A 14,690-nucleotide genomic window follows, 5' to 3' on the forward strand; every position below is an offset into this window, starting at 1 on the left:
TTGTGAACGAGATAAGACTTGTCAGGGGGGGCACGAGTCCGTAGTTACTCGCGCCTTGGCCCAAGGGGGCGATCCCGCCCAACAGGCTATCTACTGGTTTGGGGGTACGTCGATGAACGCACTTGCTCAACTGGGGATGGTCTCGGAACACCCGAGCAATAACCAGGCAATTTCTGTTCCGGTCTCGTCTGACGATGATCGCAAGGATTACTTCGTCGTAAAAGATGGCGAGAAGTTTGCAGGTACACACCTGCTGGTTGATTTGTGGGATGCCACAAATCTGGACGATCCTGAAAAGATCGACCGCACTTTGTGTGAAGCAGCGCTTGCTGCGGGTGCGACCATTCTGCACAGCCATTTTCACCACTTCACGCCCAATGGCGGCGTGTCTGGCGTGGTTGTGCTGGCCGAAAGCCACATTTCCATCCACACATGGCCGGAGCGTGACTTCGCCGCTGTGGATATCTTCATGTGCGGGGCATGCGACCCCAATCTGGCGATTCCCGTGATGCAGCGCCTGTTTCAGGCCAAGCGTCTGGAAGTGGATGAACAGCGTCGCGGACGCGTCGCCCTGTAAACACGGCACAGCTCAGCCTGTGTGATGTGTTTTTCCGGCAGGGGCCAGAGCAGATGTTCTGGCCCCTGACCGCTGAATCAGGACTAAAAAACCATGGCCGATCAATGGATTGAAGAAACCCTGTATGACAACTGGGGCCAGCGCTTCCGTGTCACGCAGGAACTTGCCCGCACCCGCAGTCCGTTTCAGGACATTGTGGTGTTTGAAAGCGAGTCCCACGGGCGCGTGCTGCTGCTGGATGGCGTGGTGCAGATTACGGAACGCGATGAGTTCGTGTATCAGGAAATGCTTACCCATGTGCCGCTGTTCACCCATGCCGCGCCGCGTAACGTGCTGATTATCGGCGCGGGGGATGGCGGGGTGCTGCGCCGCGTTCTGGAACATCCGGGCGTGGAAAAGGCTGTGATGGTGGAAATTGACGGTGCCGTCATTGAGCTTTCCAAAAAGCACTTGCCGGGCATTGCTGGCGATGCATGGAACAATCCGCGGGCCGAAGTGATTGTGGGCGACGGGATCGATTACGTGGCCCGTGCCGCGGATGCGTCCTTCGATGCCATTATTGTTGATAGCACCGACCCGATCGGCGTGGGGGAAGTCCTGTTCACAGACTCGTTCTATGAACATTGTGCCCGTGTGCTGACGGCGGAAGGGCTGATCGTCAATCAGTGTGGGGTGCCCTTCATGCAGGCGGATGAACTGCATGAAACCAGCCTGCGCCGTGCCAAATTCTTCCCGCATGTGTCTGCTTATGTGGCGGCTGTGCCGACCTATGTTGGCGGCTTCATGACGCTGGGGATTGCCTCCAAGGGCAAAAGCCCTGCCGGGCAGGATGTCGCGGCCGTGCGCGCCCGTGCCGAAGCAGCCGGTATTTTGGGAAAAACCCAGTACTGGACGCCAGAAATCCATGTTGGCGCGTTCAATCTGCCGCCCTATATCGCAAAGCACCTGCCTGCGGATAAGGCGTAAAAATTACCAGAGACTCACGGGAACCTTGATTGACTTGCTAACGCAATGATGTCACGGTTCTGACCGCGCAGAGGGAGAGACCGGTCCTGCACCGGCGCCGAAGGAGCAACCGCCCCGGAAACTCTCAGGCAAAAGGACCCTGCGCGGTTAACTTCTGGAGAGAGGCGCCTGTGCGTCCGCCGACGGGATAGCGATCTCAGGCAAAAAAACAGAAGGGGCAGACGGATTATCCTGGTCCGGGGCCCTTATTTTGTCTTACGTCGTATGTCTCTTTGCAGCGTGTGGAAAACGGCCCCGTCCTCTTACGGAAGGCTGCGGCCATGAGCGCTGATACTCTCCTTCACACCCCCCTTTATTCCCTGCATACCGAATCCGGTGGCAAAATGGTGCCGTTTGCAGGCTATGCCATGCCGCTGAATTATGCCGATGGCATTATGGCGGAGCACCGGCATGTGCGTGACCATGCGGGCCTGTTTGATGTCTCCCACATGGGGCAGGTGCGCCTGCGTGCCCGCTCCGGGGATGGTGAGGCCGCAGCCCTCGCGCTGGAACGGCTTGTACCAGCCGACATGGTCGCCCTGAAAAATGGCAAACAGCGGTACACGCAGTTCACCAATGAAAAAGGCGGGATTCTGGATGATCTGATGGTCGCGCGGATGGGGGAATCCCTGCTGCTGGTGATCAACGCCGCCTGTAAGGATGCCGATATCGCGCATCTTCAGGATGAACTGGCTGACTGCGTTGTGGAAGTGCTGGAAGATCGCGCTCTGCTCGCCCTGCAGGGGCCGGAAGCAGAAGCCGCCCTCGCAGCTCTGGCGCCCGCCGTGCGGGACATGAAGTTTATGGATGTGCTGGAGGTGGACGTGGATGGTGCGCTCTGCACCATCTCCCGCTCCGGCTATACCGGAGAGGACGGGTTTGAAATTTCTCTGCCCGCCATGGATGCCTCTCGCGTGGCCCGCAAGCTGCTGGAACAGCCCGCGGTAAAACTGATCGGCCTTGGCGCGCGGGACAGCCTGCGTCTGGAAGCCGGGATGTGCCTGTATGGTTCCGATATTGATGAGACAACGACGCCGGTTGAAGCCGCGCTCGAATGGTCCATCCAGAAAAGCCGCCGCCGGGGTGGCGCGCGCGCAGGGGGCTTCCCCGGTGCGGATGTGATTCTGGCACAGCTGGAAGAGGGGGTGACCCGTCGCCGCGTGGGGCTGCTGCCTGAAGGCCGCGCTCCGGTGCGCGGTGGTGCGCCGCTTTATGCGGATGTGGAATTTGCAACGCCGCTGGGCAAAGTGACCTCCGGCGCGTTTGGCCCCACGGTGGAAGCCCCGGTGGCCATGGGCTACGTCGCGACAGACTACGCTGCACCGCAGACATCTGTGGTGGCGGAACTGCGTGGCCGTGCCGTACCGGCTGTAGTGCAGGCCCTGCCGTTTGTTCCCGCCCGTTTCAAACGGTAAGGGCACGATTTTTCCTTCAGGTTTTTAAATTATCTGTTTTTATGGAGAGCTGAGACAATGACCCTGTATTTCACCAAAGACCACGAATGGATCCGCGTAGAAGGCGAAACCGCCACCGTTGGCATCACCAGACATGCGGCTGAAGAGCTGGGTGAACTAGTGTTTGTTGAAGCACGAGATGCCGGTACCGTGGTGAAGGCTGGTGACTCCATTGCTGTTGTGGAATCCGTAAAAGCGGCGTCCGATATCTACGCCCCTGTGGACGGCGAAGTGCTGGACAACAACCCGCAGCTTTCTGATGACCCGGCCCGCGTCAGCTCCGACCCGGAAGGTGAAGGCTGGATTGTCAAATTCCGTCTGTCCAACCCGGACCAGCTTTCCGCCCTGATGGATGCAGACGCCTACGCCGCCCTGATCGCCTGATCAGGCGGCTACGGGAAACGTCATTACTACTGCTCAGCTTTTTCAGGATACCCCCGCATGTTTTCCATTGCTTCCGGTTCGGCCCGCGTGACTGGTCCTTCTGTTGATACTCTGCCAGCGTTCGCGGGCCTTCAGCCGGAGGCCGGGCCGTTTGTGGGGCGCCATATCGGCCCGACAGAGGCGGATCTGGCCGTTATGCTCAAAACTGTGGGGGCGTCCTCTCTGGAGGCTCTGACGGCGGAAACCATTCCGGCCGCTATTCGCGCCACAAAGCCGATGGGTATTGGTGCAGGCTGGACAGAAAGTGCCGTGCTGGCCCGCCTGCGGGAACTGGCCGGGCAGAATCAGGTCATGACGTCTCTCATCGGGCAGGGCTATTACGGCACCATCCTGCCCGCCGTTATCCAGCGGAATATTCTGGAAAACCCGGCCTGGTACACGGCCTATACGCCGTATCAGCCGGAAATCAGTCAGGGCCGTCTGGAAGCGCTGCTGAACTTTCAGACCATGATTACCGAACTCACCGGGCTGGATATTGCCAACGCTTCCCTGCTGGATGAAGCCACGGCCGCGGCGGAAGGCATGGCGCTGGCCCGCCGTGTTGCAAAATCTAAAGCCACAGCCTTTTTTGTGGATGCCGACTGCCACCCGCAGACCATTGCTGTTCTGAAAACCCGTGCCCTGCCCATGGGTATTACGCTGGTTTACGGCAACCCGCTGACGGATCTGGTGCCCACGGACGTGTTCGGTGCCCTGTTCCAGTATCCCGGCACGTCCGGCACGGTGGCGGACCCGCGCAGCGTGATTGAAGCCCTGCATGCGGCCTCCGGCATTGCCGTCATGGCGGCGGACCCGCTGGCGCTGACCCTGCTGACCTCTCCGGGCGAACTGGGAGCGGATATCGCGATTGGCTCCACGCAGCGTTTTGGCATTCCCATGGGCTTTGGTGGCCCGCACGCGGCTTACATGGCGGTGCGGGATGCGTGGAAGCGCAGCATGCCGGGCCGTCTGGTCGGGGTTTCCGTCGATAGCGCGGGGCGTCCGGCCTATCGTCTGGCGCTCCAGACGCGCGAGCAGCATATCCGGCGTGAAAAAGCGACCTCCAACATCTGCACAGCTCAGGTTCTGCTGGCGGTTATTGCCGGGATGTATGCGGTTTATCACGGGCCGGAGGGTTTGCGTGCCATTGCCCGCCGCATCAACGGCCTGACGGCGGCCCTCGCGGCTGGCCTGCGGGCGCTGGGTGTCACGGTGGAGACCGAAGCGTTTTTTGATACCATTACCGTGCAGGCCGGGGCAGGTGTTCAGGACATTCTGGCCCGTGCCCGTTCTGCGGGCATCAACCTGCGGGATGCCGGGCATGGCCGTATTGGCATCAGTCTGGATGAAACAAGCTCCGCGCAGACGGTTGCGTCGGTCTGGTCCGCTTTCTGCGCGGAACAGGGCCGGGTGGACCAGATGGCGGCAGCACTGGCTCCGGCCAGCAGTGTCATTCCGGAAGCACTGGCGCGGAAAAGTGCCTTCCTGACCCAGCCGGTTTTTAGCGCATGCAGTTCCGAGACGGATATGCTGCGTTATCTGCGTCGCCTGTCTGACAAGGATCTGGCGCTGGACCGCACCATGATCCCGCTCGGTTCCTGCACCATGAAGCTGAACGCCACGGTGGAAATGCTGCCCATCACATGGCCCGGCTTTTGTGACATTCACCCCTTTGCCCCGCAGGACCAGACGGAGGGGTATCAGACTCTCTTTGCTGATCTGGAAAAATGGCTGTGCGCTATCAGCGGGTATGATGCCGTATCGTTCCAGCCGAACTCCGGGGCGCAGGGTGAATATGCCGGTCTGCTGGCCATCAGCGCCTATCACCGCGCACAGGGTGATGCACACCGTACGGTCTGCCTGATTCCGGCTTCCGCGCACGGCACCAACCCGGCTTCTGCCCAGATGGCGGGCATGCAGGTGGTTGTGGTCAGGTGCGATGCGGGCGGCAATATCGATCTTGATGATATGCGGGCCAAAGTGCAGGCGCACGCCCGTGATCTGGCTGCGGTGATGATCACTTATCCCTCCACCCACGGCGTGTTTGAAGAAAGCATGCGTGAAATCTGTGATCTGGTGCATGAGGCCGGTGGTCAGGTGTACGTGGATGGCGCGAACATGAACGCACAGGTCGGTCTGGCGCGCCCGGCGGATTACGGCGGGGATGTCAGCCACTTCAACCTGCACAAAACCTTCTGCATTCCGCATGGCGGTGGTGGCCCCGGCATGGGGCCGATTGGCGTTCGCGCCCATCTGGCGCCGTTCCTGCCCGGCAACCCGGCGGATGCAGACACGGACCTCGCAGTGAGTGCCGCCCCGTTTGGGTCTGCGTCGATCCTGCCGATCTCATGGGCTTATATCCGCCTGATGGGGGATGAAGGTCTTCAGCGCGCGACACAGGTTGCTATCCTGAATGCCAACTACATTGTCAGCCGTCTGGCCGGGGCATATTCCGTGCTGTATCGCGGGGCCAAAGGCCGGGTGGCGCATGAATGTATTCTGGACCTGCGCCCGCTGAAGGATAGTGCCGGGGTTACGGTGGATGATATGGCCAAGCGTCTGGTGGATTACGGCTTCCATGCCCCCACAGTCAGCTTCCCGGTTGCAGGCACCTTCATGATCGAGCCGACAGAATCTGAAGGGAAGGCGGAACTGGACCGCTTCTGTGATGCCATGCTGGCAATCCGTGAAGAAGTGCGCGCGATTGAAGCGGGCACGCTCACGGCGGAAGAATCCGCTCTGCGCCATGCGCCGCATACGGCCAGCGTTGTCACGGCAGAACCCTGGGCGCATGTCTACGCCCGTCAGGACGCCTGCTTCCCGCCGGGGGTAAAGGCTGCCAGCAAATACTGGCCGCCAGTTGGGCGAATTGATAACGTGCATGGGGACAAGAACCTGATCTGCTCCTGCCCTGATATTGCGGAATGGATGGAATAAAATCCTCTGCCCGGACGCAGGCGTCCGCCAGAAGTTTTGAGAAAAGGCGGCTCCGGAAGGGGCCGCTTTTTTGTTAAAACGTCGTGTGAGGGGAGATAACTCTCGCCTCAGGCCAGCAGACGGCGCACACCTTCTACAACATCCCGATGCGCTCTCTCGGCCAGTGGGGACGCCAGCAGGTCAAAACCATGCACAGCGCTGGCATAGACAATCAGGTCCGTTGGCACGGCGGCTTGCCAGAGGCGGTGCGCAAACGTCACATCCTCATCCCGGAACAGATCCAGTGAGCCGGTGGTGATGATGGTGGGCGGCAGGCCAGACAGATCTTTCATAAAAGCAGGGGATAAATAACCAAACCGGGGATCATCTTCCCCCAGTGTGCCGCGCACGGCTGCCCATGCGTGCCGGTTCTGCGCCCGGGTCCAGACAAATTCTCCTGTTGTCGGATCATCAGAGACCGCGTCCGGGCCGCCCGTGCGCAGGTCCAGCATGGGATAAATCAGGAACTGCCCGCAGAGTGGCACCTGCTTGCGGTCCCGTGCCAGAAGGGCTGTTGCGGCAGCAAGGCAGCCCCCGCCACTATCCCCCATGACAATAATCCGGCTGGCTTCCACGCCGAGTTCCCCGGCATGGGTGTGCAGCCAGACAAGGGCCGCATAAGCATCTTCCAGCCCGCCGGGGAAGGGGGTTTCCGGGGCCAGACGATAATCCACCGATACAATAAGGGCCCCCGTTTCCTGCGCCAGCCGGTGGAGGGTTCCGGCCTGCATGTCCGGCGTGCCCGCAATCATCCCGCCGCCGTGGATGTAGAGAATGGCGGGTGTGGTCTGGGGCTGCGTCTCCGTGGGGCGGAACAGCAGCACACGCACCTGCGGCGCGTCCTTCGGGCCAATAATGGTCTGTTCCTCGTAAGAGACTGAAGCCGAATTAAGCAGACTGGTCGTGCCTTCCACCAGCGTGCGCCGGAAATCCTTCAGGTCATCCTGGTCCGGGTCAAACGCGGGGAAAGAACCAACCAGATCGCGTTGTCCGGCATCCACCAGCGGGAGGGTTGTCATGCGGCCTCTCTTTGTCTTTTTATTGAAAATATCAATAACAGTATCAATCTCTGTGTATGCGAGCACAGATAGCCGTAAGAGTATAAGCAGCCCAAGCTGAGAGTCGGGTCACAACTCTGTGTCTGCGTTTGTGCTGCTGATCTGGTATTTTCAGAGCCGGTAAAACGATGTGCCGGATAAGGAAAACGGTCATGGCAGAGCGCACCCCCGAGGCTTCCCGCACACCTGCCACATGGTTTGCCGCGCGGCGCTATGGCTACGGCGCGGGGCGGCCCGTAAGCTGGCAGGGCTGGGTGACGGTCGGCACATTCCTGTTTGTAACACTTGGCTCGACTCTGGGCATGGTGGCCCTGCGCCCTGAAAGGCCGCTTGTCGCCTTGCTGGTGGTCAATGGCATCAACATTGTGGCCGTCGGGCTTTTCCTCTGGATCTGCAAAACCAGAACCCCAGGCGGCTGGCGCTGGAGATGGGGTGAGAAGGATTAAGAAGCCTCAGCCCTCAGCCCTCAGCCCCCTCAGCCTTAGTTAGGATGTCCTCACCCGTGGTGACGGCGCGGGTTTCTTAAGAGACATTTTGTGCTCTCTATTCCGCGTTTCGTACTGGCCCGGCCCGCAGGGAGAACCGGGTGATTTCCGGAGGGCAGGCAATGCGGAGGGCAAAGCCGGGCCACAGGCCTGTGCCGTTGCTGACATACAGCGTCATGCCGCCTACATCATAACGGCCGGAAACAAAGCCGTTATTGCCTCGCGCAACCAGCCGGGCGAGACCCGGCAACATGCCCCCATGCGTATGGCCGGAGAGTTGCAGGGCCACTCCCTGCCCGGCGGCGTTCTGTGCCATGCGGGGCTGGTGGTCCATCAGCACCACGGGAGCATGGGCAGGACGACCGGCAAGGGCTGCGTCCAGATCCGGCCCGGTCTGTCCATGCGCCGGTGCGGAGAGGTCCGTCACACCGGCCAGCACCAGAGAGGCTCCGTTGCGGGTGAGCACGGTATGGGCGTTGAGCAGCATGGTCATGCCGAGACCGGAGAGGTGATTAATCCAGTCGTTATAATCGAAAAAATATTCGTGGTTGCCGGGAATCGCAAAGACACCATCTGGCGCATGCAGATTTTTCAGCGGCGCAATATCAGTCCTGCGCATGGCAACTGAGCCGTCAATAAAATCCCCGGTCACAACAATCAGATCGGCTCCGGCGGCATTGGCGCGGGTGACAACAGCCTGTGTCCATCGCGTGGAGAATAAACGGCTGATATGCAGATCACTGAGTTGAAGCAGGCGATACCCTTCAAAAGCAGGGGGCAGGCCGGGAATGGTCACCGTCACATCCCGCACGGGGGGAACGCGGATGGCCCCTGCGACCGCAATAGCTGCCACCACCCCTGCCGCAAGAGCTGCGGTGATACGGTAGGAATCGGGAATGAACACAAAATGCCCGCGTATAACGGTCTCTGCCAGTTCGCCCACATCCAGCGCGATCTGAAAAAGCGCTAAAAACAGAATGGCCCCAAAAGCCCAGTTAAACAGGATAATGAGGGGGCGGGGAAACTCCGGCACAAAAACGGAGCCGGAGGACAGCTTACACCAGAAGAGATACTGGGAGGCTGCCAGCATAAGGGCTGCCAGAGGGATTTTTAACGCCAGAGGCAGGGTCAGCGGCCAGAGCCAGTTCAGGATCACGATCAGGCACGGCAGAGAAGCAGTCAGCAGCAAAGGGATGGGTTTCCTTAACGGGTGCGGCAGCGGGGTCGGCTGAAAAGCCTTCAGCGGAGGGTGGCAAGTGAGTATTCCCTGCTTTTGGCGTGCTGTCTGCTTTTCATCTCATCCACAACCCGGTCAAAAACATCAGGGCTGCCAAGGGCACGTGCCAGCACAATGGCCCCCTGAATCCCGGCTACAATCTGCTCAGCCTGTTCCTGAGCGGCCTGATCGGTCTGGCAGCCGGGCCGCAATGCCACTGTAAGCGTCTCTACCCAGCGGGCAAAATATGTCCGGATGGCGGTGCTGAAGCGGTCCCGGCTGTCACTCAGCCCCAGCAGACCGACCAGACACACCCGCTGGCCGGAGGCAAAATAGATCCGCACATTTTCAAACATGGCCTCAATAGCCGTTGCCGGAGAGGCGGAGCTTTGCAGCGGGTGAAAGATTTTCTCTTCAAACCAGTGGTCAATACTGGCCAGAACCGAGGCCATCATCTCCTCTTTCCCGCCGGGGAAAAAGTGATACAGGCTGCCTTTCCCGAGGCCTGTTGCCTGAGAAATCAGGCTTAGGCTTGCCCCCTCATAGCCATGCTCCCGGAAGACTTCGGCCAGCAGGGGGAGACTATCGGCTTTTTCTGCCACAGTGCGGGCCACGGTGTCTAAAGGCCCAGCGCGCTGAGGGAAGGGAAGTCATCCGGGCGGCGGGGGCCGGTCCAGAGCAGTTTACGGTCGGCCTGAAGGATCGGCAGATCATTGATGGACGCAATCCGCCTGCGCATCAGCCCGTTTTCTTCAAATTCCCATAATTCATTGCCGTAGGACCGGAACCACTGGCCTGTGCTGTCATGCCATTCATACGCAAAGCGCACCGCCATACGGTTTAGCCGGAAGCCCCAGAGTTCCTTAACCAGACGATAGTCCTGTTCCTGTTGCCATTTGCGGGTCAGGAACGCGAGAATTTCGTCTCGCCCTTCAATAAACTCAGTCCGGTTGCGCCAGAAACAGTCCGGCGTATAGGCCTGCGCAACATGGGCCGGGTCCCGGCTGTTCCACGCATCTTCCGCTGCGCGGACTTTTTGCGGGGCGGTCTCTTCCGTAAAAGGGGGCAAGGGAGGTTTTATCATGTGGGCCTCTGTACCGATTGGTTTATAGTTTACCTATCAGTACAAGATGCTCTGGTGCAAGAGAAACCGCAGGCACAAAAAAACCGCCGCCGGTAAACCGGGGCGGTTTTAAGGAAGGGGTTTGTAAGACGGATCTTACTGCTGACCATCAAACGTAATGGTGTTGTCCTGTGCGCCACTGGTAATGGGGTGCGCGTTTTCCGGGGCCTGTGCCAGCTGGGTTTCCCCGCCCTGCATCTGGGTCTTTTTCGCCCAGGCCGTCATGACTTCGTTGCGGCTGCTGCTGCCATGGCTGCCAGCGCTGCGCGGGTAGATAAAGCCGTAGGTCGGGTAAATGGAGCCGTAAGTGCCAGAGCGGTTGTTCAGGGCAACGCGCACAGCGGACCAGTCATTGTTGGGGGAGACGTCAATCACCGGAACATTGTGGCTGATGCCAGCCTGCGCCCAGTGAGACTGATCAATAATAATCGTGCGGCTGTTCACCACACTGCGCACTACAGCCACATGGCCCAGCGGCATGCGGCGGATGCTGCGGAAGTTCAGAACGCTGCCAGCTTCCGGTGCGTTTCCGCGGTCATACACGCCAGCGGCGTTGTGCCACCAGTCCCGTGCATTGCCGTGCAGCATCACATCAGAAGCGGTTTTAGCATAGGCAACACACTGAATGACGTGACCACCGCCATAGCTGCGGCGGACTGAAAAGCGGCGGCCTGATGCCGGGTGCCAGCGGCCACCGGCATAACGCCCTGAGGCATGGTAGGACGCGGTGGAAAAGGTGATTTTATGGACGGAACCATTCCGGTGCCCGTGGCTTACTGTATGGCGGGCCTTGGCAGAGGCAGACTGTGTGAAGGCAGATAACGACAGAAGAGAAACAACGGCCATCGCGAGCTTGAATTTTCCGGGCCGTCTCTGTCGCATGTCAGCGTGCCTTCTCTGCATCACGGTTCAGTCAATGTAGAAACAGGTATAAACATCTGCGCAAGTCAGGCAAGCGCTCATTGCGGGGCAAATTCGCATGGAGGTGGGTTTGCTGAATCATCCACCCCAAAAACAGAAAAATAGGAATATATTCCTATACCCTGCCACGACATTGCCTGAATTACCGGCCTCCCGGCCAGAGGGGTAAAAGGTTGCTCTTCTGTTCCGGCTCCGTGGATTCGACCTTGCTGTGGCATAGATGTCACGCAAAGCCGACACACACGGAGCCGGAAAAGGACGGATTATTTCGTCGTCACAACCATGATTTCGACCAGAATGCGCGGGTCGGCCATGACAGCCTGAACGCAGGCGCGGGCCGGGGCAGCGTTTTCCGGCAGCCATGCGCTCCAGATCTTGTTCAGGGCGTCACGGTCCTTGATGTCCTTCAGCCAGATCTGGGCCTGAAGCAGGCGGGTATTGTCCGTGCCGTGCTGCTCCAGCAGGGTGTCGAGCTGTTCCAGAATGTCACGGGTCTGGCCTTCCGCATCAGCGTCCAGATTACGGGCCACAACGCCCTGTGTGAAAATAAAGCCGTGATACTCAACCGCAGCAGACAGAATCGGGTTGGGGTTGGTGCGCAGAATTTTGCTCATAAGACTCTCTCAGGTTTTCAGCATAGAGGCTGGCCGGCTCCGTGCCGGCAGGCCTTCAGTTTTCAGGGCGTGCGCCCATGTGGTCAACCTGGGTGGGTGCAGAACGTGCATAGGCGGCCAGCCGTTCCGGCGTGTCAAAATCCACCAGTTCGTTCGCAGAGGCCAGAATCCGATGCACGGCGGGCCCCAGTGCGCGCAGAATTGCCCGTCCGCCCTGATCTCCCTGCACGGCGGCAAGGGCAGAAAAGCGTGATTCATTCCATACAACCGGGTTGCCGGGCTTGCCATCTCCCCGGTCTGGCGCCGTCGCGGGGGCGTTAAACAGGGCGTGGTCGCGCAACAAGGCGTTCAGCAACGTGACGGAAACCAGCGGCATGTCGCCCAGACAGACAAGCAGGGCGGAGGCCTGCGCTGCCTGTGCGGCCGCAATGCCGACTCGCAGTGAGGCGGAAAGTCCGTCCGCCGCATCCTGCGCAATCCGGAACTCCAGCCGCGGCGTGGTCGGGAAAGCCGTGCGGATAAGAGAAGACAGGTCAGGCCGGTCAGGGGGCAGGATCACCACCACCTTACTGACGGTGCTGGCCAGAACGGTGGCCGTTGTGCGCACCAGCATGGGCACGCCCTGAGCATCGGTGGCCAGTAGTTTATGAGCCGGTGCCGTGCGGGAGGAGCGTCCTGCCGCCAGAATAATGGCAATCGGCGCCCCGGCGCAGGGTTCTACCACCCCGGATGCTCCGCCAGCGCCGCCTTGCGCCGCACGGCCACAATCTGCGCAAGAATGGACACGGCGATTTCTTCCGCACCAATCGCCCCGATCGCCAGCCCGACGGGGCCATGGATGCGGCTGATCTCCTGCTCGGAAAAGCCAATTTCCCGCAGGCGTTCCATCCGGCTGGCCTGCGTTTTACGGGAGCCGAGCGCGCCAATATAAAAAGCAGGACTTTTGAGCGCTGCTTCCAGCGTAGGATCATCCAGCTTGGCGTCATGCGTCAGGGTGACAATGGCGGTCATGGAATCCACGCCCAGTTGGTCCAGTGCGTCATCCGGCCAGTCTGTCAGTAATGTTGTGCCGGGAATAAAGCCGGGGAAGCGTTCCGGTGTGGCCAGTGCTGAGCGCGGGTCTATCACGACCGGAGAAAAGCCCGTCATGCGGGCCAGAAGAGCGAGGTGCTGGGCAATATGCACAGCCCCCACAATCAGCAGGCGCGGCGGCGGGGTGAGCGGCTGCAAAAACCAGTGATGCCCCTGTGCGTCGGTTTCATTCGCGCAGCGACCGGAGGCCACGGCTGTTCGCACAGCCTGTGCCAGTTCGGGCGGAAGGCCTGACGGCACGGAGTCGCTATCCGGATCAGAGATTAAAAGATGTTTTATACCGTCCAGCGTGCGGGCCAGCACGGCAGGCCGTCTGGCGTTCTGATACGCACAGGCATCAGCCAGAACATCCTCTGGCAGGGTGCCGGAGGGGCAGGCCGGGGACCGCGCCGCTTCTACCAGCACATCCAGCTTGCCACCGCAGGCCAGCCCGACCTCCCACGCGCGGTCACTGCTGACACCATAAGACAGAACCTCAGGGGCCGCTCCGTCCATAATAGCCTGCGCTGCCGTAATCACATCTGTTTCCACACAGCCACCGCTGACGGAGCCTTCCACCCGCCCCGTGCTGCTGATGGCCATCAGGCTCCCAGCCGGGCGCGGGGAACTGCCCCATGTTCCCACCACCGTCGCAAGAGCCACGGCATGGCCTTCCCGCACCCATAAAAGAGCATGGTCCAGCGGGGTCAGTGGCTGAGGGCCTGAAAGCGGGCCGGGGGAGGAGACAGTCATAACCTCCAGCCTATACCAGTCCTTGCCTGTAGTGCCCACGGAAGGAACGTGGGGTCAGGCCTGTCTTTGTGGAAGGTTTCCGCGCTGAGGGGGGCTTGATACCCAGAGAAGGGACGCCCATGTCACAACATGAGTGCTATTGAGAGACTGAGGAGTATTTTATGATTGAATCACAAGACGGCCGCGTCATTTACGTTGTGGCTGATGGCGGGAAAGTCCGCTTCCTGCATGATGGTCAGGGCAAAATGCACGACGTGCAGGATTTTGACAGCGAAACGCACGAAGCGACTCCGGGCAAACTGCCCTCAGGCGCCACGCCGAAAGATGCTGCCAAAGATGGCTTTGCCCGCGTTGTGGCTGACCGTCTGAATGCGCTGGTCAACAGCGGCAAGACGATTGACGGTTTCGTACTGGCCGCTCCAGCTCCCGTGCTGCATGAAATCTGCGAACATCTGAGCAAGCCTGCCGCCGCCAAGCTGATCAAGACCTTTGATAAGGATTTGACCAACATTCCGGCACATGATCTGCGCAAGCATTTCGATATCCCGGCAACGGGCTGGGTTCTGCCGTCCTGATCTTCTGAGTTCAGGAATCAGATCTGAAAAAACTGCCCGTGCTCTGCATGTGGCAGTTTTTTTATGGAAAACCCTTTAAGGTAAAAGGGAGGGGGCAGTCCTTCACCCGATGCCCGTCTCCGTTGTCTTGCAGTGTTACAGGAAGGACTCTGACGTCTTGCATTTAGTATATCCCGACATGCAATTGCAGGTTCTGCCTGTCACCCCGTTTCGCCAGAACTGTTCTCTCCTGTGGGATGAACACACCCGGCACGCTCTGGTGGTGGACCCCGGAGGGGATGCGGATTTTCTGATGGAGGTCATCCGCCAGCGTGGCCTGACGGTCGATGCGATTCTCCTTACGCATGGTCATCTGGATCACGCTGGAGGAGTCGCACCCCTGTGCCGCGCTCTGGCGGCAGAACAAGGCAGCGCGCCGGAAGTCATCGGGCCGGATAAA

At 60.0% G+C, this 14,690-nt stretch carries 16 protein-coding genes and 1 riboswitch (1 of these 17 cut by a window edge); of the genes, 8 read left to right on the forward strand and 8 right to left on the reverse strand.

Features of this window, described 5'->3' with window-relative positions; genetic code table 11:
* Window positions 1-112: 112 nt before the first annotated feature.
* The 5 genes from speD (at window position 113) to gcvP (ending at window position 6,396) form a co-directional block, all read left to right on the forward strand.
* Window positions 113-577 carry an adenosylmethionine decarboxylase gene (speD, locus tag JK199_RS12835; RefSeq protein WP_025825026.1) on the forward strand — a complete coding sequence of 155 codons (465 nt, stop codon included), beginning with the start codon at window positions 113-115 and terminating at the stop codon, window positions 575-577.
* Window positions 578-670: 93 nt separating this feature from the next.
* Window positions 671-1,543, forward strand: coding sequence for a polyamine aminopropyltransferase (gene speE, locus JK199_RS12840; protein WP_077930919.1), 873 nt, complete (start codon window positions 671-673; stop codon window positions 1,541-1,543).
* Between the two features lie 60 nt (window positions 1,544-1,603).
* A riboswitch (glycine riboswitch) is annotated at window positions 1,604-1,693 on the forward strand.
* 170 nt (window positions 1,694-1,863) lie between these two features.
* Window positions 1,864-2,997 carry a glycine cleavage system aminomethyltransferase GcvT gene (gene gcvT / locus JK199_RS12845; protein WP_212376625.1) on the forward strand — a complete coding sequence of 378 codons (1,134 nt, stop codon included), beginning with the start codon at window positions 1,864-1,866 and terminating at the stop codon, window positions 2,995-2,997.
* Between the two features lie 57 nt (window positions 2,998-3,054).
* Window positions 3,055-3,420: a glycine cleavage system protein GcvH gene (gcvH, locus tag JK199_RS12850; protein WP_212362032.1), complete on the forward strand. Its 366-nt coding sequence runs from the start codon at window positions 3,055-3,057 to the stop codon at window positions 3,418-3,420.
* A gap of 57 nt (window positions 3,421-3,477) precedes the next feature.
* Complete coding sequence (gcvP, locus tag JK199_RS12855) at window positions 3,478-6,396, forward strand: aminomethyl-transferring glycine dehydrogenase (RefSeq protein WP_212376628.1); 2,919 nt, start codon at window positions 3,478-3,480, stop codon at window positions 6,394-6,396.
* A gap of 107 nt (window positions 6,397-6,503) precedes the next feature.
* Here gcvP and JK199_RS12860 read toward each other — a convergent pair whose 3' ends face one another.
* Window positions 6,504-7,454: an alpha/beta hydrolase gene (locus JK199_RS12860; RefSeq protein WP_212376631.1), complete on the reverse strand. Its 951-nt coding sequence runs from the start codon at window positions 7,452-7,454 to the stop codon at window positions 6,504-6,506.
* Window positions 7,455-7,645: 191 nt separating this feature from the next.
* On the opposite strand from JK199_RS12860, the gene JK199_RS12865 reads away from it, so the two are divergent.
* Complete coding sequence (locus JK199_RS12865) at window positions 7,646-7,939, forward strand: hypothetical protein (RefSeq protein ID WP_212376634.1); 294 nt, start codon at window positions 7,646-7,648, stop codon at window positions 7,937-7,939.
* Between the two features lie 97 nt (window positions 7,940-8,036).
* Here the strand turns inward: JK199_RS12865 and JK199_RS12870 are convergent, their stop codons facing one another.
* The 7 genes from JK199_RS12870 to JK199_RS12900 all read right to left on the reverse strand — a co-directional run bounded on the left by JK199_RS12870 (window position 8,037) and on the right by JK199_RS12900 (window position 13,676).
* Window positions 8,037-9,167, reverse strand: a complete 1,131-nt coding sequence (locus tag JK199_RS12870) for a metallophosphoesterase (RefSeq protein ID WP_244985139.1) — start codon at window positions 9,165-9,167, stop codon at window positions 8,037-8,039.
* Between the two features lie 50 nt (window positions 9,168-9,217).
* On the reverse strand, window positions 9,218-9,808 hold the full coding sequence (locus tag JK199_RS12875) for a TetR/AcrR family transcriptional regulator (RefSeq protein ID WP_212376637.1): 591 nt from the start codon (window positions 9,806-9,808) through the stop codon (window positions 9,218-9,220).
* Window positions 9,809-9,813: 5 nt separating this feature from the next.
* Window positions 9,814-10,278: a nuclear transport factor 2 family protein gene (locus tag JK199_RS12880; RefSeq protein WP_212376640.1), complete on the reverse strand. Its 465-nt coding sequence runs from the start codon at window positions 10,276-10,278 to the stop codon at window positions 9,814-9,816.
* A 135-nt stretch (window positions 10,279-10,413) separates the two neighbouring features.
* Entirely contained in the window at window positions 10,414-11,199 is a 786-nt protein-coding gene (locus JK199_RS12885; protein WP_025825039.1) for a CHAP domain-containing protein, read from the reverse strand.
* Between the two features lie 302 nt (window positions 11,200-11,501).
* Entirely contained in the window at window positions 11,502-11,852 is a 351-nt protein-coding gene (locus tag JK199_RS12890; RefSeq protein WP_025825040.1) for a RidA family protein, read from the reverse strand.
* A 55-nt stretch (window positions 11,853-11,907) separates the two neighbouring features.
* The gene (locus JK199_RS12895) at window positions 11,908-12,576 is read right to left on the reverse strand and encodes a nucleotidyltransferase family protein (RefSeq protein ID WP_212376643.1); all 669 of its coding nucleotides are present in this window, start codon (window positions 12,574-12,576) and stop codon (window positions 11,908-11,910) included.
* Window positions 12,570-13,676: an XdhC family protein gene (locus tag JK199_RS12900; RefSeq protein WP_212376646.1), complete on the reverse strand. Its 1,107-nt coding sequence runs from the start codon at window positions 13,674-13,676 to the stop codon at window positions 12,570-12,572. Before JK199_RS12900 ends, JK199_RS12895 begins: the two co-directional genes overlap by 7 nt.
* Window positions 13,677-13,837: 161 nt before the next feature.
* Between JK199_RS12900 and JK199_RS12905 the strand changes: the two genes are divergently transcribed.
* Both JK199_RS12905 and JK199_RS12910 read left to right on the forward strand, forming a co-directional pair.
* Window positions 13,838-14,251: a host attachment protein gene (locus JK199_RS12905; RefSeq protein WP_212376649.1), complete on the forward strand. Its 414-nt coding sequence runs from the start codon at window positions 13,838-13,840 to the stop codon at window positions 14,249-14,251.
* Between the two features lie 157 nt (window positions 14,252-14,408).
* A protein-coding gene (locus JK199_RS12910) for an MBL fold metallo-hydrolase (protein WP_025825045.1) crosses the window boundary here: on the forward strand, window positions 14,409-14,690 show its beginning. It continues 393 nt past the right edge of the window; the window shows 282 of its 675 coding nt (coding positions 1-282); it begins with the start codon at window positions 14,409-14,411; its stop codon lies off the right edge, out of view.

The sequence above is a fragment of the Acetobacter persici genome, assembly GCF_018256955.1.
Lineage (GTDB): Bacteria > Pseudomonadota > Alphaproteobacteria > Acetobacterales > Acetobacteraceae > Acetobacter > Acetobacter persici.

Excerpts from the sequence above, each read along its gene's own strand:
- JK199_RS12885 (WP_025825039.1), bottom strand. The coding sequence starts at position 11,199 with ATGCGACAGAGACGGCCCGGAAAATTCAAGCTCGCGATGGCCGTTGTT.
- gcvH (WP_212362032.1), top strand. The coding sequence starts at position 3,055 with ATGACCCTGTATTTCACCAAAGACCACGAATGGATCCGCGTAGAAGGC.
- JK199_RS12880 (WP_212376640.1), bottom strand. The coding sequence starts at position 10,278 with ATGATAAAACCTCCCTTGCCCCCTTTTACGGAAGAGACCGCCCCGCAA.
- gcvP (WP_212376628.1), top strand. The coding sequence starts at position 3,478 with ATGTTTTCCATTGCTTCCGGTTCGGCCCGCGTGACTGGTCCTTCTGTT.
- JK199_RS12900 (WP_212376646.1), bottom strand. The coding sequence starts at position 13,676 with ATGACTGTCTCCTCCCCCGGCCCGCTTTCAGGCCCTCAGCCACTGACC.
- JK199_RS12865 (WP_212376634.1), top strand. The coding sequence starts at position 7,646 with ATGGCAGAGCGCACCCCCGAGGCTTCCCGCACACCTGCCACATGGTTT.
- speD (WP_025825026.1), top strand. The coding sequence starts at position 113 with ATGAACGCACTTGCTCAACTGGGGATGGTCTCGGAACACCCGAGCAAT.
- JK199_RS12860 (WP_212376631.1), bottom strand. The coding sequence starts at position 7,454 with ATGACAACCCTCCCGCTGGTGGATGCCGGACAACGCGATCTGGTTGGT.
- gcvT (WP_212376625.1), top strand. The coding sequence starts at position 1,864 with ATGAGCGCTGATACTCTCCTTCACACCCCCCTTTATTCCCTGCATACC.
- JK199_RS12890 (WP_025825040.1), bottom strand. The coding sequence starts at position 11,852 with ATGAGCAAAATTCTGCGCACCAACCCCAACCCGATTCTGTCTGCTGCG.
- JK199_RS12905 (WP_212376649.1), top strand. The coding sequence starts at position 13,838 with ATGATTGAATCACAAGACGGCCGCGTCATTTACGTTGTGGCTGATGGC.
- speE (WP_077930919.1), top strand. The coding sequence starts at position 671 with ATGGCCGATCAATGGATTGAAGAAACCCTGTATGACAACTGGGGCCAG.